Here is a 23768-nt window from a genome sequence, read left to right as displayed (position 1 = left end):
AAAATCTTTCGTCCAGAACAAATTTTAGATAAAAAAACTCCAAAAATTAGAGTTCTTTCTAACCTTTGGAGTGAAATTTTTTTAGCCTTTTGCATTTAAATCTGCATTTGGTTATAGGACTTACTGAAAGATTCAAGAACTTCCTTAGGAGCCTTATCATACTCGACAGAGCCTTCTAACGTTCCCTTGACAATAGTCCGGTTGGTTGCCGCAGCATCCTCACAAGTAACCAAAGTAATCTCTGTAACGCCTTCGGTATCCTCAATCAAATCCGTTCGATCTGGAGTTACCGTTTCAACACTAGTGATTACATAAGTATAGACATGCTCTTTATCAGTGATATAGATCTTCATGCCAGCCTTAGCACGATCCAGTGGGGAAAAGAGCATGTTGCTAGCCCCTGTGATGCCAAAGACATGGTGGCTAGCCAAGGCATAATTCCCCTGCCCCATCTGCTGGGTCTCTTTCATCGTACCAGCACCATAATACAATCCAGCATTATCCAGCCCTTTGAAGATCGGCAAATTCATGGATACTTCTGGAATTGAGATACCTCCGATAACAGGCAGTTGCTGGGCTTTCCACTGAGCATTGATAACTGCTTCTGTAGAAAGCGACTCTACCTTATTAAAATCAAAGCTAGTCTCAGCATTTTTATTTTTATTAATAGAGTCTTTGGAAACCTTGCTGACCTGATATTGGTTGGTATGCCAAACCATAATCATGTTTCGAATTTGCGCATTAAAGATTAAGCCCAGAGCCACAATAATTAATAATGTCGCAACAATATTGATAAAAATATTTCTTTTGCTTCTCTGTTTTCTTTTTCGACTTCTTTTTCCTTGTACCATATAGAGGTCCTCTTTTACGATTCGTTTTCTTCCTCTGCTACATCTTCTTTATCGTCTGCTTCGACGCTTGTAAAGGTGACAATCTGTGCATTTTGGTCCAGACGCATGACCTTAACTCCCATGGTTGAGCGGCCTGTCTGAGAAATATTCGCCACACTGGTCCGAATGATGACACCTGTATTAGTGATAATCATCAAATCTTCCTCGCCAGTAACTGTCATCAGACCAGCAAGAGGTCCATTCTTATCAGTGATATTGGCTGTTTTAATCCCTTTACCACCACGGCCCTTGGTTGGATACTCGCTGGCAAGAGTACGCTTACCATAGCCTTTTTCGGTGATGACAAGCACTTCGTCTCCCTCAGCAATCACACCAGCTCCAACGACCTGGTCCCCCTTTCGAAGATTGACTCCGCGAACACCAGTCGCTATACGGCTCATGCTCCGGACAGCTGTCTCATTGAAGCGGACAGAATAACCAAACTTAGTACCAATGATAACGTCTGAAGCGCCGTCCGTCAGAAAGACATTAATTAACTCGTCTTCATCTTTCAAATTCAAAGCCTTAAGACCATTCTGACGAATATTAGCAAATTCCGTTACACTGGTCCGTTTGACCACCCCATGACGGGTAGTAAAGAAGAGATAGGAATCATCACTGCGATCTTGCTGGACATTAATAATGGTCTGAATAGTCTCACCTTCATCCAGTTTCAAGAGATTGACCACTGGCAAGCCCTTGGCTGTCCGGCCGTACTCAGGGATTTCATATCCTTTGAGACGATAGACTCGACCTTTATTGGTAAAGAAGAGCAGTCTATCGTGGGTACTCGTTGAAACAAGCTCTTTGACGAAGTCATCGTCTTTGACACCAGTTCCTTGAACACCGCGGCCTCCGCGTTTCTGAGCGGTAAATTCAGCCTGATTCAGACGTTTGATATAGCCTTTATTAGACAGGGTAATCAAAACATCCGCTTCCTCAATCAAATCTTCATCTTCAAGAGAAAGAACTTCTCCCACCATCAGCTCAGTTCGGCGGTCATCCGCAAATTTACGTTTGACCTCGTCTAACTCTTCCTTGATAATAGCGATAACGCGCTCTGGCTTAGCCAAGATATCAGCCAAGTCTGCAATCAAAGCAATCAGCTCGTCGTACTCTGACTGAATCTTATCACGTTCCAAACCAGTCAGACGACGAAGACGCATATCAAGGATAGCCTGACTCTGGCGCTCAGACAGTTCAAACTTAGCCATCAATTCAGCCTGTGCTTCTGCGTCCGTCTCGCTATTACGGATAATGCGAATCACTTCATCAATGTGATCCAACGCAATCAGCAAACCAGCCAAGATATGAGCTCGAGCTTCTGCCTTTTCTTTATCGAAGACCGTCCGTCGAGTCACCACTTCCTTTTGGTGCTCAATATAAGCCAACAAAATCTCACGAAGAGACAGAATCTTCGGCACACCATTTTGAATAGCCAGCATATTGAAGCTGAAATTGGTCTGCATCTGAGTCAGCTTGAAAAGGTTATTTAGAATGACATGAGCAGAGGCATCACGGCGAACCTCAATGACAAAACGGACCCCTTCACGATTGGACTCATCACGAACAGCTGTGATACCGTCAATGCGTTTTTCCTGCACCAGACGAACAATATGCTCATGAACCTTAGTCTTATTAACCATGTATGGAAACTCAGTTACGACAATTCGCTCACGGCCATTTTTCATCTCTTCGATTTCAGTGCGAGAACGAAGAACAATCGAACCCTTCCCTGTTTCATAAGCCCGGTGAATACCGGACTTGCCCATAACCAGTGCTCCTGTCGGAAAATCTGGTCCAGGCAGGACTTCCATGATATCGCGAGTGGTTGCTTCCGGATTGTCCATGACAAGCTTAACAGCATCAATAGACTCACCAAGATTATGCGGTGGGATATTTGTCGCCATCCCAACTGCAATCCCTGTCGCACCGTTTACAAGCAAGTTAGGGAAGCGAGCAGGAAGAACTACAGGCTCTCTCTCGCTGGCATCATAGTTGTCAATATAATCAACAGTGTTTTTATTAATATCGCGAAGCATCTCAAGAGCAATCTTGCTCATACGTGCTTCTGTATAACGTTGAGCAGCAGCCCCGTCTCCGTCCATAGAACCGAAGTTTCCATGGCCATCTACAAGCATATAGCGGTAGCTCCACCATTGAGCCATCCGCACCATCGCTTCATAAATAGAAGAGTCACCATGCGGGTGATACTTACCCATGACATCCCCTGTGATACGAGCTGATTTCTTGTGAGGCTTCTCAGGTGTCACGCCCAGCTCATTCATACCATAGAGAATCCGACGGTGAACTGGCTTTAGACCATCACGAACATCTGGAAGTGCCCGAGCCACGATAACGCTCATCGCGTAATCAATGAAACTAGTCTTCATTTCACTAGTCAGATTAACATTTACTAAGTTTCTGTCTTGCATTAAAAAATGCCTTTCTTTCATATTAAACTACCCTTTATTATACCACATTTTCTTTAATTTTTCAGTATTTTGAACCGTTTGTAAAAACGTTTACATCGCTAGATACACAAGTTGACCGTGACAAAATATGGCAAAAGTGGTAGAATGAATATGTACGGGAAATATTCCCTAAAAAAATAAGGAGATGTTTAGAAATGACTGCTACTAAACAACATAAAAAAGTCATCCTTGTCGGTGACGGTGCTGTAGGTTCATCTTACGCATTTGCTCTTGTAAACCAAGGTATTGCTCAAGAACTTGGTATCATTGAAATTCCTCAATTATTTGAAAAGGCTGTCGGTGATGCTGAAGACCTTAGCCACGCCCTTGCTTTCACTTCACCTAAAAAAATCTATGCAGCTACTTATGCAGACTGTGCGGATGCTGACCTCGTTGTTATCACTGCAGGTGCACCTCAAAAACCAGGTGAAACTCGCCTTGACCTTGTTGGTAAAAACTTGGCTATCAACAAATCTATCGTTACTCAAGTCGTAGAATCAGGCTTCAACGGTATCTTCCTCGTTGCTGCTAACCCAGTTGACGTTTTGACTTACTCAACTTGGAAATTCTCTGGTTTCCCTAAAGAGCGTGTTATCGGTTCAGGTACTTCACTTGACTCAGCTCGCTTCCGTCAAGCTCTTGCTGAAAAGATTGGTATTGATGCTCGTTCTGTCCATGCCTACATCATGGGTGAGCACGGTGACTCTGAGTTTGCGGTTTGGTCACATGCTAACGTTGCAGGTGTCAAATTGGAGCAATGGTTGCAAGCTAACCGCGACTTGAACGAACAAGACTTGGTTGATCTTTTCATCTCCGTCCGTGACGCAGCATACTCAATCATCAACAAAAAAGGAGCAACTTACTACGGAATCGCGGTTGCTTTGGCTCGTATCACAAAAGCTATCCTTGACGATGAAAATGCAGTATTGCCATTGTCAGTCTTCCAAGAAGGACAATACGGTGTTGAAAATGTCTTCATTGGTCAACCTGCTATCGTTGGTGCACACGGTATTGTACGCCCAGTAAACATCCCACTTAACGATGCTGAGACTCAAAAAATGCAAGCTTCTGCTAAAGAATTGCAAGCAATTATTGATGAAGCATGGAAGAATCCAGAATTCCAAGAAGCATCTAAAAACTAATTTAAAAAACATCTCCTAATAAAAGGGGATGTTTTTTAGTTGTTTTATATAGATTTGTCAGCAAAAATATCAAACAAATAAGGTACGATGAGCTCGCTATCCATGTCTTCTAAAGAAGAAATCCAGACAAAGTCTGTATGCTCTTCTGAATCCAATATAATATCACGCTCTTCCAAAATCTTGCCAGCATAAACTAAGCGTGTGAAAACAGTATCTTTGCTAGCATCAAACTGACTATCTTCATGGATAATCTTATCAATCCGAATCTTTTGATTAACCTCCTCCATAGCCTCACGTAGAGCTGCCTCTCTAGGCAGTTCATTCTCTTCTACACTTCCGCCTGGAATATCCCAATAAGATGGATAGACATTAGGAAGACCTCGCTTTATCTTAGAGCGTTTGATAAGCAAATACTTCCCCTCTTTCTCGATTAAGGTATGAGCGATTAATTTTACTATCATTGCATTCTCCTCCAAGAAAGAAAAAAAGACTCCGAAGAGTCCAATTTAAAGTCATCCACCCTGAGAGAATCGAACTCCCATCTCAAGAACCGGAATCTTGCGTGATATCCATTACACTAAGGGTGGCAACTAATTCATTATAACTGATTTTCTCTGAAAATACAAGTGAAAATCAGAAAAAGAAGTTGAGATTTCTCAACTTCTTTTAACTAATTACAATTCAATATCGCCAAACAAATCAGCCATTGAGAATCCAGTTTGAGTTTCTGGAAGTTCAAAGTCACGTTTTTCTTGACGTTTTGGACGACGAGGACGTGATTGGCGTTTCTCATCTTTTTGTCCTTCTTCTTGAGCTGGACGTTCTTCAAGAGCCTTGATAGAAAGTGATACACGCTCATCAGCAGCATTCACTTCAAGAACCTTAACAGTTACTTCTTGACCAACCTTAAGGGCATCCTTAGGGCTTTCAACACGTTTGTGTGAAATTTGTGAGATGTGAACCAATCCATCGATACCTGGCAATACTTCAACGAAAGCACCGAAATCAGTCAAACGTTTTACAGTTCCTTCAATCACATCACCTGCAGCAAGTTTTTGCTCAACGCCATCCCATGGTCCAGGTGTTGTTGCTTTAAGAGAGAGGGATACGCGTCCTTCTTCTTCGTTCAAATCAAGAACTTTCACTTCAATTTCATCACCAACTGATACAACAGACTTAGGTGATACGTTGCGTTCATGTGACAATTCAGTCAAGTGAACCAATCCATCAACTCCGCCAAGGTCAATGAAAGCACCGAAGCTAGTAATACGAGCAACTTTACCAGTTACAATATCACCAACATTCAACTTACCAAAGACTTCAGCACGTGCCGCTGCAGCTTCAGCTTCTACAACCTCACGACGTGAAAGGATGAAGCGGTTTTCTTTTGGATCTACTTCTTTGATCTTAGCATCAAACTCTTGACCTACAAAACGCTCAGTGTTACGAACGAAACGAGTATCAAGCATTGAAGCAGGGATAAATCCACGAAGTCCTTCAAACTCAACTGAAAGTCCACCTTTAACAGCACGAGTGCCCTTAACAGTGACAACTTCTTCTTCACGACCAACCAATTTGTCCCAAGCTTTGCGAGCTTCCAAACGTTTTTTAGATACCAGGTAAGTTACTGTGTCTGTATCTTTACCCACTACTTGACGAAGAACAAGCAATTCAAGTGTTTCACCTGGTTTTACAAGGTCGTTGATATCAGCGTCGCGGTCATTTGTCAACTCACGAAGAGTCAAAACACCTTCAACACCAGTTCCAGCGATTGCAACATTAGCTTGGTTAGCGTCAACAGTCAATACTTCAGCAGTAACGACGTCACCTGGCTCAACTTGGCTAACACTGTTTAGCAAATCTTCAAATTCATTCATCTAAAAAAATCCTCCAACAATCAAGCTTTCGCTTGACATACTACTTATTTATTTTCCTAAGCACCCGCAAATGACATTGATCTATCGTTAACGATTTTCATCCTATAAAGAAATAAAACACCAGAAGACATTTTATTATTTTATCAGATCTATTACCTAAGAACTGGGGTAGCTGGATTCGAACCAACGCATGAGGGAGTCAAAGTCCCTTGCCTTACCGCTTGGCTATACCCCATTAATATAAAGAATGGAGAGAGAGGGATTCGAACCCCCGAACCCGAAGGAGCGGATTTACAGTCCGCCGCGTTTAGCCTCTTCGCTATCTCTCCGACAATCAACGCTATCTATTATAACATTGATACAATGAAAATGCAAGCCCTATTTGCTTAAATTATAGGTTTCAATCAAAGTTTCCACAGCTCTTTCAAGTTTTTTATAAAAACTTTCAGCATTTCCATTTTTGATGATTGCAAACTGGCCATCTAGCTCGGCAATCTCACCAATAACCTTTTTGCCAATAGCAAGACTATAACCGTCAAATTGGTCTGCTCCGACCTTCACTTTACTGTCTGTGATTTGAATTTCAATTTTTTTGTCTTTCTTACTCATAACTTACCTCTTTCAAATTTCTATTGTACACGAAAATAGCTGAGTGCGCAAGCTATCTTAGGCTAGAATCACAGAAAAACTGCCCAATCAAGGACAGTTTTTAGATTATACTTTTACAATCCAACCTTCTGGCGCTTCAACATCGCCGAATTGAATACCAGTTAATTCGTCATATAGCTTGCGAGTGACTGGCCCGACTTCTGTCTCGCTATAAAAGACATGGAAATCGTCACCGTGCTGTATACCACCAATAGGAGAAATAACCGCTGCTGTTCCACAAGCTCCCGCTTCAGTAAATTTACCTAAGTCTGCCAGAGGAACATCTCCTTCAATAGGTTTGAGCCCTAGTCTATGCTCTGCCAGATAAAGCAAAGAGTACTTGGTGATGGATGGCAAGATAGACGGACTGAGCGGTGTTACAAACTCATTATCCTTTGTGATACCAAAAAAGTTGGCAGATCCCACCTCTTCAATCTTAGTATGGGTTGCTGGATCCAGATAAATCACATCAGAGAAATGCTTATCCTTAGCAATCTTTCCGGGTAATAAGCTAGCAGCGTAATTCCCTCCAACTTTTGCCGCACCAGTTCCGTGCGGTGCCGCGCGATCATAGTCATCTGACACAATGAAGTTAGTCGGAGTCAGACCGCCTTTGAAGTAATTGCCGACTGGCATTACAAAGATAGTGAAAATGTATTCTTCAGCTGGTTTCACGCCAATAATATCGCCAACTCCAATCAAGAGAGGCCGAATATAAAGGGTTCCGCCTGTTCCGTATGGTGGTACATATTCTTCATTAGCTCGGACAACCTGCTTAACTGCATCCACAAACATTTCTGTAGGAACTTGCGGCATGAGCAAGCGATCAGCTGTCTGCTGTAAACGTTCCGCATTTTTATCTGGACGGAAAAGCTGAATACTGTCATCCTTAGTTCGATAAGCCTTAAGCCCCTCAAAAGCCTGCTGGCCGTAGTGAAGGCTAGGAGACGACTCAGAGATATGGAGCGTAGCGTCCTCTGTTAACGTTCCTTCTTCCCACTGGCCGTTGCGATAGTATGCTATGTAGCGATAAGGCAGTTTCATATATGAGAATCCTAGATTTTCCCAGTCAAGATTTACAGTCATTGTCTTTCTCCTCTTCTTCCAAACTTCATTTTTAGATACTCCCTATTTTACACCTTTTTAAGATATTTTCAAGTATTATTTTCAATTTTCAGAAAATTTTGTTATCTGATCTTTTGTTCCGCTATCAAACTCATAGAAATTGAAAAAACCAGCTCCCGCGAACTGGTTTGATGATTACTTGATATAAGCTGAGAAGACTTCTTCGTCTGAAATGGTATCAGAAATGAAGCTACCGTTGCTAGTTCTCTCAGACAAGCTGAGGTCGGCCAGATTGATTTCATAGGCCGTTCCTTTATTAGAAAGCACCTGCAAAATCTGCTCCTCACTGGCTTCTGCTTCTGTTGTGAAGAGATCAAAGTCCACTGTTTCGCCAAAGACAGGTCCAGCTGCAAAGACACGATGTGGCTTGGCCTTAAGCTCTCTTAGAACCTGAAGGCCGCGATTTGCCCGACTGGTAACAGGAATATCTGCTACTGCCATACGCTTGAGCGAACCGCGCTGAGTTAGGAGGTAGAGCGAGTCTGTGTTGGCGATAAAGGCTGCCGCTAGAACATCGTCTTTCTTGAGATTGATGGCTTTAACCCCAGCTGCCTTAGCTCCGATGACAGGAACTTCCTCAATATTGAAGCGAAGGGCATAGCCATTCTTGGTCACGAGCATAACATCATCCAGCTTAATCGGTGCTAGAGCAATGACCTGGTCGTCTTCATTTTTTAGTTTAGCAAACTTAAGCGATTTGGACTTGTAGGTCCGCCAAGGACTGAATTCCTTGCGCTCTACACGCTTGATTTGACCTAACTTGGTCGCTGCAAAGTAAGTGCCCTCCTCAAAGCTGTCCAGCAATTCTGTATAGATAACCTCTTCCTTGGTATCAAAGTTGCTGATAGTCTGACTGAGGTGTTCTCCTATTTCTTTCCAGCGGATGTCTGACAGCTCATGAACAGGCCGGTAAATAACATTTCCCAGGCTGGTAAAAATCAATAAATGCTGGGTTGTCTTGGCTGGGCTGACGAAAATCAGTCGGTCATCGTCACGCTTGCCCATCTCCTCTAGGGTCGAAGCTGAGAAAGAACGCGGACTGGTTCGCTTGATATAGCCAGAACGTGTCACGCTGACATAGGTTTCTTCCTCAACGATGAGACTAGCTGTATCAATCTCGATGGCGTTTGCTGTATTCTGCAGCTCACTGAGACGCGGATTGCCGAACTTCTTCTTGACATCGCGGAGCTCTCGCTTCATGAGGTTATACATAGTTCGCTCATCGCCGATAATGGCTGCCAGCATCGCAACCTTCTCGCGCAGCTCTGCTTCTTCCTCTTCCAGAACCACGACGTCTGTATTTGTCAAACGGTAGAGTTGGAGAGTGACGATAGCCTCAGCCTGCTCCTCAGTGAAATCATAGCTGACTTTAAGATTTTCCTTGGCGTCTGCTTTGTTTTCTGAAGCACGAATCAGGGCAATCACCTCGTCCAAGATGGAAAGCACCCGAATCAGTCCTTCCACGATATGAAGTCGTTTCTCAGCCTTGGCCTTGTCAAAACGGCTGCGAGCCAGAATAATCTCCTTGCGGTGGGCAATATAACTGGTCAAGATTGGTACAATCCCCACCAAACGAGGCGTGAAGTTGTCGATTGCCACCATGTTGAAGTTATAATTGACTTGCAAATCAGTGTACTTGAAAAGGTAGTTGAGAATCAGCTCGGTATTGGCGTCTTTCTTGAGCTCAATGGCAATGCGAAGACCGTCACGGTCGGATTCGTCCCGCACCTCAGCAATGCCGGCCACCTTGTTGTTGACCCGCACATCGTCAATCTTCTTGACTAAGACCGCTTTATTAATCTCGTAAGGAATCTCGGTGATAACTATTTGCTCTTTTCCGCCTTTCAGCTTTTCAATCTCAGTTCTGGAGCGGACTACGACGCGACCTTTACCAGTCTCGTAGGCTTTCTTAATCTCATCACGACCTTGGACAATAGCTCCTGTCGGGAAGTCTGGACCAGGCAGAAACTCCATAAGTTTGTCGACCTTGGCAGACGGATGGTCAATCATATAGATGACCGCGTCAATGACTTCAGCTAGATTATGAGGTGGAATATCCGTCGCATAACCAGCAGAAATTCCAGTTGCACCATTGACCAAGAGATTAGGAAAGGCTGCTGGCAGAACAGTCGGCTCCTTCTCGGTATCGTCGAAGTTCCAAGCAAAAGGAACGGTATCTTTCTCGATATCCTGCAAAAGATAGCCAGCCATCTCAGACAGGCGCGCCTCAGTATAACGCATAGCCGCCGGTGGATCACCGTCCATTGAGCCATTGTTCCCGTGCATCTCAACGAGAATCTCACGGTTTTTCCAGTCCTGAGACATACGAACCATGGCATCGTAGATGGAACTGTCACCGTGGGGGTGGAAATTCCCCATGATGTTCCCGACAGACTTGGCAGACTTGCGGTAGCCCTTGTCAAAGGTATTGCCATCCTTGTTCATGGAATAAAGAATACGGCGCTGCACAGGCTTCAAGCCATCGCGAATGTCCGGCAAGGCCCGCTCTTGAATAATGTATTTGGAGTAGCGACCAAAACGCTCTCCCATGATGTCCTCAAGGGACATGTTTTGAATGTTACTCATAGGATACTAAGCCCGTAAAATACAAAGCGAAAATAGGAAATTCTTGCAGTGAGCGATGCTCACAAGAGAATTTATCTTTTTCACACAGTATTTAGGGCGTGTTCAACTCCTTTCAAAGAATGTAGAGTAGTTTTTTATAAAATAAAGGATATTTTACGGAAATTAGTCCCGTGTTCAGTTACTATAAGTAACCAAACTATCCTTTCTGTAGTTTAATGTTTTAAATTACGTTCTTTATTTAGTCAGTAATTGGGAAGTCTTGCCTCAGCATACTCAATCATCTTCTCTGCAGTTACTTTGTCATAGTGGAAGCCAGTTTTGAGAGAGAAGGCTTGTGCTTCCTTGTGGAAAAAGTGCATAGTAGCTAAGAAAGACTTGGTGAGGCTTTTCTGGTCAGAAAAGTCAAGTAAGGCTGTAAATTCTTTCTCTTTCTCAGAAGGCAAATAATGAAAGAGGTACTTGTAGTTCTTGCCAACATCGACAGTTCCCTTATCCGCTGCCACTTGCCAAGCAAAAAGCTTGAGCAATTCTTGCTGACAGATTCCATACAGATGATCCGTCGCATAGACCAGGTGGTTTCGATGAATGCCCTTGACCACATAGGCTGAGACCCACCAGAATTCATTACAGGATTTGTCAAAGTCAGTCGCACTGGCTGGTGCCGTCCAATAGCGCTTGGGTGTCGGTGCGTGAGGAGCAAACAGCCCCTGCGGGTCATCCAACACCGTGAAATCCGCTTCGCTATCCACCCACTCTTTGATGTATTCCTTAGGACAAAGAGTCAAATCTATCCTATTGCCATCTCCAAAGAGCATGAGATAGAGGCGGCGATGGTCTAGTAGGACATGCTGCTCAATCATGCGCTTGCCAAATCCTTCCAACCAAGCAAGGTCGGCTATTAGACCATCCAAATCCTCCACAATGTAGACTACATCATAGTCTTGGAACTCGTCTCTGGGAGCATTTGGATTTGTCCGCGAGCCAGACATAGCGACAGCGTCAACTTGTAGCACTTTTGCGGTTTGCAAAATCACATCAAACATCTCGGTTTCAGTTCTCATGGAAACACCTACCTTTTTAGTGAAAACTCTTGATTCTGTAGAGGACATGTCTATAAAGGGGACTGTCTGCTGGAACTTTTTCATTATCAAATTCTTTGACAAATTCCATGCCTAGCTTTTGCATGACTTTTTGCGAAGGAAGATTGAGTAAGGATGTAAAAGAGTAAACTTCTGACAAGCCAGCTTGCTGAAAAGCAAAGTCTAGACAGGTTTGGGCAGCCTCCGTCGCATAAGCACGATTCCAAAACTCTTTTCGCAGACGCCAGCCGATTTCTACTGCTTCTTTTCCAGCGAAAATCTGTAAATCCGAATGGTGCAGACCTACCAAGCCGATAAACTCCTGACTGGACTTTTCTTCAACAGCCCAAAGACTGTAGCCATAAGCTTTAACTTCATCTTGAATACCCTGATAAAGCCGCAAGGACTCCGCTTGACTATATGGCTTTGGGAAATACTGCATGACATCCGAATCCTGATTCATAGCAATCAAAGCCGGCAAATCAGATTCCTGCAAGTCTCGCAAGATGAGACGGTCTGTTTCAAGAATAGTCATCTAATCACTCCTTTGCAAACTTTCTTATCTCACAACTCCTCAGCTTTATATAGGCTATAGCCTTCATAGTAGTAACTATGGTCAATGCCCTTCATATAGAGGTTGCGGTTATGAATGTCCTTTGTGAGGGCTTGCTTGAGGACATGCTTGATTTCTGTATCTCGAATGGGGCTGCGCTCCATAGCCAAAAGGTAATCTTCCTTATCTACTTGAGACCAGTCCACGACTTGCCCCAGCTCAGCCTTTAGTAGGTGGTCCAGCCAAAGCCTCATGCTCCTACCATTTCCCTCGCGGAAAGGATGGGCAATATTTAGCTCCACATACTTTTCGACAATCTGATCAAAGGTCTGCTGAGGCATGCGGTCAACATTTTCCAAGGAAGCTGCCAGATACATGACAGGCGCAAAGCGAAAATTCCCTTTGGAGAGATTGACTGTCCGAATCCGGCCAGCGAAGTCATAAATTTCTTCAAACAAGAAAGCATGAATAAAGGCCAGAGTGGCATAGGTGCCAGCTGCTTTATCGTCCAGAAGCTGCTCTTCAAAAAGCTCTTTAGCTCGGGTCTTGCTGATTTTTTCTTCCATCTTGGCTAGTTCAAGCGAATCCGTCAGACCCAGTTTATTGTCAAGCGTCATTGGCTTGCTCCTCTCATTCAGATTTTCTAAATCCTGTACCAACAGGCTTAAAACCTACTGCCCGATAAAATCCATCTGCTTCAGATATTAATTCAATCCGTGTCAAAGGATATTTTTTGTGGATCTCCTCAATCAGCTGCTGTCCCAGTCCTTTTCTGCGGTGGGATTTATCAATAATTATTTCAGCTAAAAAGGTCGTCAGCACTTCATCCGTCAGTTAACGGGCAAAGCCAAGGATTTTCTGGTCCTCTTCAAGCACCAAGTAATGAGACAGATTTGTTGAAAATAGAGATGTCACTTTTTCCTCTGTAAAAGAAAGCCATTTTTCACTTTGATAAAGGCTATAAATAGCTTGACAATCTTTTCTGCTTGCAGGTCTGATAATCATCTTCTATTCCTCCAAATCTGTCAGACTTAATTAACACTCCCCACTGCTTCCGTTACCTTCTTAGTAGGTTTACGTTTTTTGTAGCGGCTGCGGATGGTGTTGAGGTGGTCGTGGAGATTGACCACGTGAGTTCTTTCAGGATAAGCGTAGGCAATGATTGCAGTGAAATCCACTAGAAAATCATAGATTTCTTGCAGCTTGAGGCGGACGTTCTTATTTTGGCTTGGTGTCTTGCCCTTGATCTCAGTCAGTCGCTCCTTGTAGACCTTTTCAAAGGCCTTCTGAGCGGCAGCAAGACTGTCGAAAATGTGATGATTTGAATTATTAAAAACTCTATTACTTATTATCAAATCCTAAATAAGTTGGAAATCCTAACATATAAATTGCCATAGAAATTGCTAATTCTTCTGTTTCAGCATTTTCTTTTTCTGAATTGATAATAATTTCTTCAAAGACTGTATCACATGGAGTTGTAGAATCTTCAAGTTCTGAAACAACATTTTTAATAACTTCTGGCAAAATCATACACATTTGGTAGAAAGCATCATCTTGACCTGTAACTAAAGCATAAAATTGGTCAAGACTGACTCGACGTATAAATTTGTGTCCCATCTTCTTACCGTCTACTTTAGGTTCCCATTTAATATTTTGCGATTTTTTTGCAATAGCTTCTACAAGAAAACAAGCGCAATCATCATCTTTTAAAATTTGGTTTTGCATCTTAATGAACGTTTTTCCAGACGAAGCAGCATTCATCGTATTATGTTTATTTTTCATTTCAACATAAATCGAACTAACAATTGAGCCATCTGGCAATGTAGTACCTTTAGGATTTTTATAAATAACGTCCCATCCCTCTTTAGGTACTTTACAATATTCTATATATCGGAAAATCTTTTGGTGGAAATAACCTATGTCATTATTATTTGATTTATCACGCTGACGAAAAATTTCACTTTTGATAATTTCATCCCATGAATTATGATAAACAGTTTTATCAAAAATCAATTTAATCGGATCAATGATATTTTTATTAAAACGTTTCAAATCAAATGATTGCAACTTTTTTCCGTACTTTTCAATAGTTGCTTTAACATGATTATAAAAATCTTTTTCGCTGATAAAATTTAACGGCCAAGTCATAACATCTCCAAACTTTCTCTTATTTTTTTTCCTACTTCATAAGCAAGATTAACTGGAACAGCATTACCTACTTGTTTATATTGATTTCCAACACTACCTTGAAACTCCCAATCATCTGGGAAACTTTGAATCCGAGCATTTTCTCTAACAGTAAATGGGCGAGATTCTAATGGATGACACCGTTCGGTTTGTTTTTGAGTTGGTGAAGTTAGAACTGTAAGAGAAGGTTCATCCAAACTCATTCGTCTTAGAATCCCGGTTCTTCCACCTCCCATATCCCAAGTAGATTTCATATACTCTTTAGCAATATTTTCAGGAATGTCTCTCCAATAACCTCCAGGTGGTACAAGTTCAAAAATCTTTTTCTTATAATCTGAATATTGAGCACCAACACTTGATGGACAATCTAATAGAATATCCTTTAACACTGGTTTATAATCATGAGGTTCTGGATACTCGAAAGTTATTTTGTCAGTTAAGTCATTTCTAATTCCAACCATAATCATACGTTCACGTTTTTGAGCAACACCATAATCCCAAGCATTCAACACTCGCCATTGCACAGTATATCCTTCTGCCTCAAAAATTTCCATAATCGTTCTAAATGTTCTACCTTTATCATGTGTAACTAATCCTCTTACGTTTTCAAATAAAAACATTTTGGGTTGTAGTTTATCTAAAAATACAGCATAGTGATAAAACAAAGTGCCACGGGCATCTTCAAGTCCTAGACGATTTCCTGCATAAGAAAAAGATTGACATGGTGCGCCTCCACTGAGTAAATCTAGCTCCCCTTTTCTTATATTGAATAATTCTTCTAAATTTAAGGGAGAAATTTTTTCAATATCCTCATGAATAACATTCCAATCAGGTCTATTACTCTTTAATGTTTCAGATGCAGCTTTATCAAATTCAATTAAACCAATAGACTCAAAGCCTGCTCTTTCAATACCTAGCGCAAGACCTCCAGCACCTGCAAATAATTCTATGACTTTCAATAACTATTCCTCTTATTCTTAAAATACTGTTACTTCCTCAAGCGTAAACTTGACATTATCCTCAATCCACTTGCGGCGTGGTTCGACCTTGTCGCCCATGAGGACATTGACGCGGCGTTCGGCGCGAGCCAGGTCTTCGATGGTGACACGGATGAGGGTGCGAGTGTCGGGATTCATGGTTGTCTCCCAGAGTTGGTCGGCGTTCATTTCACCGAGCCCCTTGTAGCGCTGAAGCATAGCTCCCTTGCCAAACTTGCGGCGCAGGTCATCCAGCTCACCATCGGTCCAGGCATACTCGACGACTTCGCTCTTGCCCTTGCCCTTGGACATCTTGTAGAGAGGCGGCAGGGCGATATAGACGCGGCCAGCCTCGACTAGCGGGCGCATATAGCGATAGAAAAAGGTCAGCAGCAAGGTCTGGATATGGGCACCGTCGGTGTCCGCATCGGTCATGATGATGATCTTGTCATAGTTGGCATCCTCAAGGGTAAAGTCTGACCCAACACCTGCTCCAATCGTGTAGATCATGGTGTTGATTTCTTCGTTCTTGAGAATGTCGGCCATCTTAGCCTTAGCAGTATTGATAACCTTACCGCGCAGAGGCAGGATGGCTTGGAACTTACGGTCACGGCCTTGCTTGGCAGAACCACCGGCAGAGTCTCCCTCGACCAGATAGAGTTCGTTCTTGGCTGGATTCTTGGATTGGGCTGGAGTCAGCTTACCAGAGAGCAAGCCCTTGTCTTTTTTATTCTTCTTGCCATTCCGGCTTTCGTCACGTGCTTTACGGGCTGCTTCCCTGGCATCTCTAGCCTTGATAGCTTTGCGGATGAGATTGGAAGCTAGCTCACCATTTTCCAAGAGGAAGAAAGTCAGCTTGTCAGAGACGATGGAGTCCACGGCCGGACGAGCCAAAGGACTGCCCAGCTTGTCCTTGGTCTGACCCTCAAACTGCAGGTGCGCCTCAGGGACCAGGATGGACAGGACAGCAGCCAAACCTTCGCGGTAGTCCGATCCTTCTAGATTCTTGTCCTTTTCCTTGAGCAGGCCGGTCTTTCTGGCATAGTCGTTCATGGCCTTGGTAATAGCGGTCTTGAGTCCCGTCTCGTGAGTCCCGCCGTCCTTGGTGCGAACATTATTGACAAAGGATAGGATATTATCGGCGTAGCCGTCGTTGTACTGAAGGGCCACCTGAACTTGGAAGCCGCTCTCTTCGCCCTCGAAATAGAGGACAGGGGTCAGGGTTTCCTTGTCTTCATTGAGGTAGCTGACAAAGTCTTCAACTCCGTTTTCATAGTGAAATTCTACTTCTTCGTCAGTCCGCTCATCAGTCAGCGATAGGCGGACGTTCTTGAGCAGGAAGGCTGATTCCTTAAGCCGCTCCGCAATGGTGTTGTACTTGAAGTCTGTCGTTGAAAAAATCGTATCATCCGGCATGAAGGTCACTTTGGTCCCAGACTTAGACTTAGGTGCAGTGCCGATTTTCTTGAGCGTAGTGACTGGTTTCCCACCATTTTCAAAGCGCTGCTTGTAAACAGTCCCATCCCGCGTGATTTCCACTTCCAGCCAGCTGGACAGGGCGTTGACAACAGAGGAACCTACACCGTGGAGACCACCTGAGGTCTTATAGCCACCTTGGCCGAACTTACCACCGGCGTGGAGAACGGTGAAGATGACTTCAACCGTAGGAATACCCATAGCGTGCTTGCCGACTGGCATCCCGCGTCCGTGGTCTGCGACGGTCAAACTGCCGTCCTTGTTGATCGTCACATCGATCCGGTCGCCGAAGCCTGACAGGGCCTCATCAACAGCATTGTCCACAATCTCCCAGACCAGATGGTGGAGTCCAGCTCCGTCGGTCGATCCGATATACATCCCTGGACGCTTGCGGACGGCATCCAACCCTTCTAATACCTGAATGGCATCGTCATTATAATTGTTAATATTGATTTCCTTTTTTGCCACAAGAACCTCCTAATGATTCATCTTTTCTATCTTACAAGTTTTTGGCAAATATTGCAAAGATTTTTTTGAAAAAACTGCTGATAAGAACTGATTTTACACGAAGAACAATCCAATATCCGAGTAGACATTTCCTGCTATAAATTCTATCCTTTTCTATTGTAAGAAAGCGAAATAATGGTATAATAAAATCATGATGAACACGATAATTGGATTAATACTAGCATACTTACTGGGCTCTATTCCGACTGGACTTTGGATTGGGCAAATTTTCTTTAAAAAGAACCTGAGAGAATACGGCAGCGGCAATACCGGAACGACCAATACTTTCCGAATTTTGGGAAAGACCGCGGGAACGGCTACTTTTGCTATCGACTTTCTCAAAGGAACTGCAGCGACCCTGCTGCCTTTCTTTTTGCATATTGAGGGAGTTTCGCCGCTTATCTTTGGCCTCTTGGCTGTGATTGGCCATACTTTTCCTATCTTTGCTGGCTTTAAGGGCGGCAAGGCTGTGGCAACCAGTGCAGGGGTTGTTCTGGGCTTCTCACCAGCCTTCTTTATTTATCTGATTGTTATCTTTGCCAGCATCCTTTATCTGGGAAGTATGATTTCTCTGGCAAGTGTGCTTTCGGCAGTTATCGCCATCCTGTCGGCGCTGCTTTTTCCTCTAGTCGGCTTTATCCTGCCCAACTATGACCTCTTCTTCACTCTGATTATCATTGCGCTAGCCTTGATTATTATCCTCCGGCACAAGGACAATATCCAACGTATAAAGCAGAAAAAAGAAAACTTAATCCCTTGGGGCTTGAATATCACACATCAAAATCCTGAGGCTAAGAAATAAAACGGAAGTGAACAACTTCCGTTTTATTGTGTCTTCTAACTAGTCTTCTTTGTGACTTTTCTTGATTCCTGCCAATCCAAAGAATCCTAAAACCATACCAACTAAGCTCAGGGCAACTGTTGATTCGCTGCCTGTCTGTGGCAGTTCTTTAGCTGCAGGATCCTTAGTGAAGGTCTTGGCAACATGAACTGCTACTTGCTTGGTTTGATTTGGCGTGTTAACCAGTGGCGCTGCCTGTTTTCCAGGATCAACTGCTTTGGAGCCAGCTGGGTAGGAAGCCGCATTAGCCGGATCCGTTCCTTGCTTGATTTCTTCAATATCTTTGTAGCCATCACCATCTGTATCCTTAGTGGATGAAATAGAGATAGCGCGTGAGTTTGGATTGATAACCGCATAGGCTGTCAAATCAGCTTTTGCCAGATAGTCTGCGAAGGCCACATCCATAGATGGTCCTTCCTCGCGAGGGCCACCCAGCATGGTATAGCCATCCCCACCAGCAGCCAAGAAGTCATTGGTCGTCAGATAGTAGGTCTTATTTGGATCAAGAGGCTCATAAACACCCGTTTCTTTGTTCTTAATCTCAATGTGGAGGACACGCTGATTAGCTGTCAGAGTCGTGTCGTAGTAGACTTTAGCCCCAGAGATTTGCAGGTAACCACCGCTTGGTTCTAGCAAGGGTTGTCCGTTCTCATCCAGCACAGGCTTGCCATCTTTTTCCTGAAGAATAGAGCCCAGAGATTTGGCAAACATATCTGCGATGTTTTGACCAGTTACCTTGATTTGCGAAATAGTGTTCCCGAAAGGCAATACGGCGATGACATCTCCCTTGGTGATTGGCTTGTCTTTAGCAATAGTTTCACGCAGGCCACCGCCGTTAGTAACAGCCAGGTCTGTTTTATTGGCAAAGCCAGTTTGACCATAATCGTAGAGAGCATCGGCTACAACATTACCCAGATTGGTTTCCCGAACACGGACATTTTCACGGTCACCATTAAGCTCTACAGGACTGTTTGCCACAATAACCTTGGCATTATCTGCGTCGTACCTAGCTTTAATCTTGCTGACCATGTCTGCTACAACTGGGTCTGGAGCGACTTTTTTAGCTGTTTCAGCAGAGATTTGCTGAGGATTTCCCAGAAGCTGATTGGCCTTGAAAGTCACTTTTCCGATATTGTGTAGATAGCTACCGGTCTGGTTGTAAGTTACATTATCACCATAAGTGGTAGACTCTACTGTGTGGGAGTGGCCGTCAATAACGGTTACACGCTTACCTTTGAGCTTAGGATTTTTAGAAAGGGCTTCAGCCAATGTTGAGCCGCGCCACTCAGTCGGTGTGGTCGTGTCAACACCTAAGTGAGCCAAAACAACGTAGTTTTTGTAGTTCTTTCCTTCTGCCGCTGCGCGTGCTTCAATTTCGTCAATAACCCGATTAACTTCTGTGATTGGATCAGTGAAGGTCACACCTTGGATGTTTTTAGGGTGAGTTTTTGTAGAAGTTTCTGGTGTTGTCACACCGATTACCACAAACTCATCTCCCTCAACCGCTGGGTCCTTGTCTACAATGGTAGAGGCTTGGAAAACTCGAGCATTATTAGCGTAGGTATTGGAGCTGAGAAGTGGGAATTTAAGAATTTCCTTGTATTTCTTTGCCTCATCTAGACCAAAGTCAAACTCATGGTTCCCGACTGCCATAGCATCGTAGCCAATTTCATTGAGGATTTTCGCACGTTCCTCCCCTTTTGAACTATTGGAAATTGGCAGACCCTGGAAGGCATCACCCGCATCCACAACTAGCACTTTAGGATTTTTAGCGCGCTCTTCCTTGATGACAGTTGCCAGCTTAGCATCACCGATAACGCCTTTTTCCTCTACGATGCGACCATGCACATCGTTAGTATGGAGAATCGTAGCCTCTGGTAGATTTTCTGACTGGGCTGGTGCTGCAGCGGCTTCTGTCGCAGCTGGACCAGCTGGAGCAGCTGTATTCTGACTATCTGCTGGCTTTTCTTCTGCTGAAGCTGCTGGAGCAGTTAGTTGCGCTTCAGAAGCTGTCTCAGCAGCTGGCTGATTGGTCAACTCAGTCGTTGCCGGCTCTGGACTAGCCTGTGCCTCTTCTGCAGAGACTTGATGAGCCAAAAAAGCAGGTGCCAAAAGCACTGTTGATAGAACAGGTAAGATGAAAAATTTCTTCTTCATATAACGAACACTCCTCTTTAGTATTTTGTTATATTATACATCTTTTTTGCTTAAAAAGGAACTAAACCACTACTATTTTAACAAACATTCGGTTTTTCAGAAAATTACTAGAAAATTTTCTGTGTTAAAAAAGACCCTGAAATTCATCAGAGTCTAATCTGCATTATCCTTTAAAGACAACTTCCCCATCACAGATAGTAAACTTCACTTGGCCTTTCAGCTTTTCACCAACAAAAGGTGAATTGGCTGCCTTGGAGGCAAAGTGGTCAGTCACAAGTCTATCTGCTTCTGGATCAAATATTGTCAAATCAGCAGGACCATCCTGAGCGATGAATCCAGCATCAAAACCATACAACTGAGCTGGATTAAATGTCATTTTCTCCAAAAGCTCCATCAAGCTCAGATGACCAGCCTCTACCAAGTAGGTCAGTCCCAGAGAAAGCGAAGTCTCAAGCCCAGTCATACCAGAAGGCGCCTGAGTGATATCGGCTACATTTTTCTCGTCAGCATGATGTGGAGCATGGTCCGTCGCAATGACAGAAATGACACCAGACTTGAGCCCCTCGATAACCGCCAGACGGTCCGATTCTAAGCGCAGAGGCGGATTCATCTTAGCATTGCTGCCCTTTGTCAATAGCAGAGCTTCTGTCTTCGAGAAGTGCTGAGGCGCTGCTTCAGCAGTGACTTGAGCGCCTAGCTTCTGAGCGAATTCCACCACCTTTACACTCTCAGCCTTGGACAAATGCTGGATATGCACATGAGCCTTGGCATCATAAGCAATCATAACATCGCGGGCAACCATGCTGTACTCTGCCACACCTGTCGCGCCGCAGATATGAAAATGCTCTTTGGCAATATGCTCGTTAAAACCAAGTATGCCGTTGAGATTGGGATCTTCCTCGTGCAAGCTGATAAAGGTGTTATTTTTACGCGCTTCTACGAGGGCTTGGCGGACAATGCCAGCGTTGGTCAGCGGAATACCGTCATCAGAAAAACCTACTGCACCAGCTGCCAAAAGACCTTGGAAATCTGTCAGATGCTGCCCATCAAAATTCTCTGTAATTGTTGCAACCGACTTGATATGGATATTTTCCCGACTAGCCGACTCCAGTACTTCTTTCAGAGTTTCAACCGTAGAGATAGTCGGATTGGTATTGGCCATCATAACAACGGTCGTAAAACCACCTGCTGCTGCTGCCAAGGCCCCCGTATGAATATCTTCCTTATGAGTCTGGCCTGGCTCCCGGAAATGCACATGTATATCCACCAAACCTGGAGCCACAACCAAACCACTGGCGTCAATCACTTTTGCTCCTTCTGCCTGCAAATCTTGACCGATTTTGACGATTTTCTTCCCCTCAACCAAGAGGTCAGCAATTTGGTCAAAACCAGTTTTAGGATCCATAACTCGTCCGTTTTTGATTAATAGCATCGTCTTATCTCCTTATTCGTAAAAGTCCACCTGCGTATCCAGCAGCTTATCCCCGTCATAAACAAACTTTGCTGAAAAGAAAGGCTTGTCTTCTAGAAGCCACTCAACAAAAGTATGATCGCCTTCCCAAGTTGGTTTAGACAAAACCTGGTCATAGGGCACCCATTCTAAAGTCCCTTCGTTGCAGTCAATCAATTCCCCCTCAAACTCCGTCACCTTGAAGACGTAGGTGTACCAGTCCAAGTTGGGAGTAAACTCTGGAAAAGTGATAACGCCTTTAAGAACAGGCTTGGCCTTTAGACCTGTTTCCTCTAGAATCTCACGTGCAGCGCATTCCTGCGGGGTTTCTCCACGCTCTAGCTTGCCACCGACACCGATCCATTTTCCAGCGTGAACATCATTGGGCTTTTTATTGCGATGCAACATAAGAAACTCTCGACCATTATCGATATAACAAATCGTTGCTAACTGAACCATACTACCTCCTAAGCTAACCAATCGATAGGCTCCAAGCCCTTAGCTACTAAAAAATCATTGGTACGAGAAAAAGGTTTACTACCAAAGAAACCACGGTAAGCGGACAGCGGACTTGGGTGAGCTGACTCGATTATCAAATGTTGAGAATTGCTAATCAGGGCTTTTTTCTTGCGGGCGTAAGAACCCCAGAGGATAAAGACAACTGGATCGGTCTTCTCATTAGCTACCTTGATAATAGCATCAGTAAAAGGCTCCCAGATTAAGCCAGCATGCGCATTGGCCTGACCAGCAGGCACTGTCAGACCAGCATTTAGCAAGAGAACACCTTGCTGAGCCCAGGAAGTCAAATCATGCGACTCTTTCACACCGATATCATCAGCCAGTTCTTTGAGAATATTCTGCAAAGAAGGCGGAGCTGGAATGTCATCAGGCACCGAAAAACTTAAGCCTTGTGCCTGTCTTGGTCCGTGGTAGGGATCCTGCCCCAAAATAACCACCTTAACATCTGCTAAATCTGTCGTCTGAATCGCATTAAAAACCTTTTCCCGAGGTGGGTAAATGGTCCCCGAAGCATACACTTCATCTAAAAAATGATTGATTTTTGCAAAATAACCTTCCGGCAATTGCTCCTTAATCAAAGCGTGCCAAGCTGAATGCTGCATATATGTCTCCTTACGTCTCAATTTCACGAACTTGTTCATCTAGCTCTATGGCCGGATAATGGTCGGCTAGATAAGAACTAAAGCGACTCCAATTTTTCTCTTTGTATCTAAATGGCATAAACTGTTCTCTATAATCTATATTTCTGACAATAAGGAAGAACTTCGGCGGCAAAAGAGACTTGTTTTTCTTGCCCTTGTATCGACTATATTTCTGATATTTATTCAAGAAAATCTGCCAAATTTGAGAATCAATCTTCCTAAAACAGAAATAGTTATGATAAGTAATGAGGCAATTCTTATAAATCAAAAGCTTTAATTCTTTGTCGTGAAAGTCGACCTCTTCTTCTATTGTTTCAAAATCAGGAGTTGGAGATAATTCCTCCGTCATTATTTTAAGATATTTTCTATGCCTGCTGATATGCTCAGTTAATTCAAGAAATCGAACAAAAGCGAAACCAGAAATAATAATTCCACCAGCGACCCCTACATAAGCACTTTTTCTCTCACTCTTACTCGCTTCTTCCCGTACATATCCACTTCCATTATGAATCAAATAAGAAAAAACAAAAACGGTCAGCAAAATCAGAAACATAAGAAAAACGATTTTGTATATAAAATTAAAAAACAAGCTTCTCTTTATCATAAAATTTTAGAGATATCCTCCTTGAAACAAGGCAA

The 23768-nt window shown here is 43.6% G+C and carries 21 protein-coding genes, 3 tRNA genes and 2 pseudogenes; 2 read left to right on the top strand and 24 right to left on the bottom strand.

Going from position 1 to position 23768, the window contains the following annotated elements; genetic code table 11:
- Positions 1-95: 95 nt before the first annotated feature.
- Together DQM55_RS05805 and gyrA are read right to left on the bottom strand one after the other, a co-directional pair.
- Positions 96-851 carry a class A sortase gene (locus DQM55_RS05805; RefSeq protein WP_111675785.1) on the bottom strand — a complete coding sequence of 252 codons (756 nt, stop codon included), beginning with the start codon at positions 849-851 and terminating at the stop codon, positions 96-98.
- Between the two features lie 14 nt (positions 852-865).
- The gene (gyrA, locus tag DQM55_RS05800; RefSeq protein WP_231909457.1) at positions 866-3325 is read right to left on the bottom strand and encodes a DNA gyrase subunit A; all 2460 of its coding nucleotides are present in this window, start codon (positions 3323-3325) and stop codon (positions 866-868) included.
- 194 nt (positions 3326-3519) lie between these two features.
- Between gyrA and DQM55_RS05795 the strand changes: the two genes are divergently transcribed.
- On the top strand, positions 3520-4506 hold the full coding sequence (locus tag DQM55_RS05795; RefSeq protein ID WP_002895436.1) for an L-lactate dehydrogenase: 987 nt from the start codon (positions 3520-3522) through the stop codon (positions 4504-4506).
- Positions 4507-4550: 44 nt separating this feature from the next.
- On the opposite strand, the gene DQM55_RS05790 is transcribed toward DQM55_RS05795, so the two are convergent.
- The 17 genes and pseudogenes from DQM55_RS05790 to parE all read right to left on the bottom strand — a co-directional run bounded on the left by DQM55_RS05790 (position 4551) and on the right by parE (position 17482).
- Positions 4551-4967, bottom strand: coding sequence for an NUDIX hydrolase (locus tag DQM55_RS05790; protein ID WP_111675783.1), 417 nt, complete (start codon positions 4965-4967; stop codon positions 4551-4553).
- A 54-nt stretch (positions 4968-5021) separates the two neighbouring features.
- A tRNA-Arg gene (locus tag DQM55_RS05785) sits at positions 5022-5093 on the bottom strand.
- An 87-nt stretch (positions 5094-5180) separates the two neighbouring features.
- A complete protein-coding gene (gene rpsA / locus DQM55_RS05780; protein ID WP_002897515.1) occupies positions 5181-6383 on the bottom strand; it encodes a 30S ribosomal protein S1 in 1203 nt (400 codons plus the stop codon).
- A gap of 163 nt (positions 6384-6546) precedes the next feature.
- Positions 6547-6618, bottom strand: a tRNA-Gln gene (locus DQM55_RS05775).
- 13 nt (positions 6619-6631) lie between these two features.
- Positions 6632-6712 (bottom strand) — tRNA-Tyr (locus DQM55_RS05770).
- 49 nt (positions 6713-6761) lie between these two features.
- Entirely contained in the window at positions 6762-6992 is a 231-nt protein-coding gene (locus DQM55_RS05765) for a DUF2969 domain-containing protein (RefSeq protein WP_002895433.1), read from the bottom strand.
- Positions 6993-7097: 105 nt separating this feature from the next.
- Positions 7098-8123 (bottom strand): annotated as a pseudogene (locus tag DQM55_RS05760) (branched-chain amino acid aminotransferase); the annotation flags it as partial.
- Between the two features lie 168 nt (positions 8124-8291).
- Positions 8292-10742, bottom strand: a complete 2451-nt coding sequence (gene parC / locus DQM55_RS05755) for a DNA topoisomerase IV subunit A (RefSeq protein WP_111675782.1) — start codon at positions 10740-10742, stop codon at positions 8292-8294.
- A 242-nt stretch (positions 10743-10984) separates the two neighbouring features.
- Positions 10985-11803, bottom strand: coding sequence for an aminoglycoside 6-adenylyltransferase (locus DQM55_RS05750; protein ID WP_111675781.1), 819 nt, complete (start codon positions 11801-11803; stop codon positions 10985-10987).
- A gap of 16 nt (positions 11804-11819) precedes the next feature.
- Positions 11820-12356 (bottom strand): GNAT family N-acetyltransferase, encoded by a 537-nt coding sequence (locus tag DQM55_RS05745; protein WP_111675780.1) that lies wholly within the window; start codon positions 12354-12356, stop codon positions 11820-11822.
- A gap of 29 nt (positions 12357-12385) precedes the next feature.
- A complete protein-coding gene (gene fic, locus DQM55_RS05740) occupies positions 12386-12991 on the bottom strand; it encodes a protein adenylyltransferase Fic (protein ID WP_111675779.1) in 606 nt (201 codons plus the stop codon).
- 13 nt (positions 12992-13004) lie between these two features.
- Positions 13005-13196, bottom strand: a complete 192-nt coding sequence (locus DQM55_RS11835) for a GNAT family N-acetyltransferase (protein ID WP_231909456.1) — start codon at positions 13194-13196, stop codon at positions 13005-13007.
- A gap of 12 nt (positions 13197-13208) precedes the next feature.
- Positions 13209-13379 (bottom strand): GNAT family N-acetyltransferase, encoded by a 171-nt coding sequence (locus DQM55_RS11830; protein WP_231909455.1) that lies wholly within the window; start codon positions 13377-13379, stop codon positions 13209-13211.
- A gap of 26 nt (positions 13380-13405) precedes the next feature.
- A pseudogene (locus DQM55_RS05730) lies at positions 13406-13681 on the bottom strand (DUF6261 family protein); the annotation flags it as partial.
- A 34-nt stretch (positions 13682-13715) separates the two neighbouring features.
- Complete coding sequence (locus DQM55_RS05725) at positions 13716-14522, bottom strand: Eco47II family restriction endonuclease (protein WP_111675778.1); 807 nt, start codon at positions 14520-14522, stop codon at positions 13716-13718.
- Positions 14519-15520 carry a DNA cytosine methyltransferase gene (locus DQM55_RS05720; RefSeq protein ID WP_111675777.1) on the bottom strand — a complete coding sequence of 334 codons (1002 nt, stop codon included), beginning with the start codon at positions 15518-15520 and terminating at the stop codon, positions 14519-14521. The genes DQM55_RS05725 and DQM55_RS05720 overlap by 4 nt, the downstream gene beginning before the upstream one ends.
- An 18-nt stretch (positions 15521-15538) precedes the next feature.
- Positions 15539-17482 carry a DNA topoisomerase IV subunit B gene (gene parE, locus DQM55_RS05715; protein WP_111675776.1) on the bottom strand — a complete coding sequence of 648 codons (1944 nt, stop codon included), beginning with the start codon at positions 17480-17482 and terminating at the stop codon, positions 15539-15541.
- A 190-nt stretch (positions 17483-17672) separates the two neighbouring features.
- On the opposite strand from parE, the gene plsY reads away from it, so the two are divergent.
- Positions 17673-18323, top strand: coding sequence for a glycerol-3-phosphate 1-O-acyltransferase PlsY (gene plsY / locus DQM55_RS05710; RefSeq protein WP_111675775.1), 651 nt, complete (start codon positions 17673-17675; stop codon positions 18321-18323).
- A 39-nt stretch (positions 18324-18362) separates the two neighbouring features.
- Here plsY and nt5e read toward each other — a convergent pair whose 3' ends face one another.
- The 5 genes from nt5e to DQM55_RS05685 all read right to left on the bottom strand — a co-directional run bounded on the left by nt5e (position 18363) and on the right by DQM55_RS05685 (position 23718).
- Positions 18363-20519, bottom strand: a complete 2157-nt coding sequence (gene nt5e / locus DQM55_RS05705; protein WP_111675774.1) for a cell surface ecto-5'-nucleotidase Nt5e — start codon at positions 20517-20519, stop codon at positions 18363-18365.
- A gap of 163 nt (positions 20520-20682) precedes the next feature.
- Positions 20683-21951 (bottom strand): dihydroorotase, encoded by a 1269-nt coding sequence (locus tag DQM55_RS05700; RefSeq protein ID WP_004191178.1) that lies wholly within the window; start codon positions 21949-21951, stop codon positions 20683-20685.
- Between the two features lie 12 nt (positions 21952-21963).
- Entirely contained in the window at positions 21964-22428 is a 465-nt protein-coding gene (locus DQM55_RS05695) for an NUDIX hydrolase (RefSeq protein ID WP_002895418.1), read from the bottom strand.
- A gap of 8 nt (positions 22429-22436) precedes the next feature.
- Complete coding sequence (locus DQM55_RS05690; RefSeq protein ID WP_004191174.1) at positions 22437-23090, bottom strand: uracil-DNA glycosylase; 654 nt, start codon at positions 23088-23090, stop codon at positions 22437-22439.
- Positions 23091-23100: 10 nt separating this feature from the next.
- Positions 23101-23718, bottom strand: coding sequence for a hypothetical protein (locus DQM55_RS05685; RefSeq protein WP_231909454.1), 618 nt, complete (start codon positions 23716-23718; stop codon positions 23101-23103).
- Positions 23719-23768: the final 50 nt, after the last annotated feature.

The organism is Streptococcus sanguinis (genome assembly GCF_900475275.1).
Lineage (GTDB): Bacteria > Bacillota > Bacilli > Lactobacillales > Streptococcaceae > Streptococcus > Streptococcus sanguinis_N.
Note: the sequence above shows the minus strand (reverse complement) of the source record. Positions and strands in the feature narration are given on the sequence as shown.

Bases quoted from the DNA above. Each gene is read 5' to 3' on its own strand.
- DQM55_RS05745 (WP_111675780.1), bottom strand. From the start codon at position 12,356: ATGACTATTCTTGAAACAGACCGTCTCATCTTGCGAGACTTGCAGGAA.
- DQM55_RS05725 (WP_111675778.1), bottom strand. From the start codon at position 14,522: ATGACTTGGCCGTTAAATTTTATCAGCGAAAAAGATTTTTATAATCAT.
- DQM55_RS05700 (WP_004191178.1), bottom strand. From the start codon at position 21,951: ATGCTATTAATCAAAAACGGACGAGTTATGGATCCTAAAACTGGTTTT.
- rpsA (WP_002897515.1), bottom strand. From the start codon at position 6,383: ATGAATGAATTTGAAGATTTGCTAAACAGTGTTAGCCAAGTTGAGCCA.
- DQM55_RS05750 (WP_111675781.1), bottom strand. From the start codon at position 11,803: ATGAGAACTGAAACCGAGATGTTTGATGTGATTTTGCAAACCGCAAAA.
- fic (WP_111675779.1), bottom strand. From the start codon at position 12,991: ATGACGCTTGACAATAAACTGGGTCTGACGGATTCGCTTGAACTAGCC.
- parC (WP_111675782.1), bottom strand. From the start codon at position 10,742: ATGAGTAACATTCAAAACATGTCCCTTGAGGACATCATGGGAGAGCGT.
- DQM55_RS05790 (WP_111675783.1), bottom strand. From the start codon at position 4,967: ATGATAGTAAAATTAATCGCTCATACCTTAATCGAGAAAGAGGGGAAG.
- DQM55_RS05765 (WP_002895433.1), bottom strand. From the start codon at position 6,992: ATGAGTAAGAAAGACAAAAAAATTGAAATTCAAATCACAGACAGTAAA.
- plsY (WP_111675775.1), top strand. From the start codon at position 17,673: ATGATGAACACGATAATTGGATTAATACTAGCATACTTACTGGGCTCT.
- DQM55_RS05805 (WP_111675785.1), bottom strand. From the start codon at position 851: ATGGTACAAGGAAAAAGAAGTCGAAAAAGAAAACAGAGAAGCAAAAGA.
- DQM55_RS05695 (WP_002895418.1), bottom strand. From the start codon at position 22,428: ATGGTTCAGTTAGCAACGATTTGTTATATCGATAATGGTCGAGAGTTT.
- DQM55_RS11830 (WP_231909455.1), bottom strand. From the start codon at position 13,379: ATGATTATCAGACCTGCAAGCAGAAAAGATTGTCAAGCTATTTATAGC.
- DQM55_RS05690 (WP_004191174.1), bottom strand. From the start codon at position 23,090: ATGCAGCATTCAGCTTGGCACGCTTTGATTAAGGAGCAATTGCCGGAA.
- nt5e (WP_111675774.1), bottom strand. From the start codon at position 20,519: ATGAAGAAGAAATTTTTCATCTTACCTGTTCTATCAACAGTGCTTTTG.
- gyrA (WP_231909457.1), bottom strand. From the start codon at position 3,325: ATGCAAGACAGAAACTTAGTAAATGTTAATCTGACTAGTGAAATGAAG.
- DQM55_RS05795 (WP_002895436.1), top strand. From the start codon at position 3,520: ATGACTGCTACTAAACAACATAAAAAAGTCATCCTTGTCGGTGACGGT.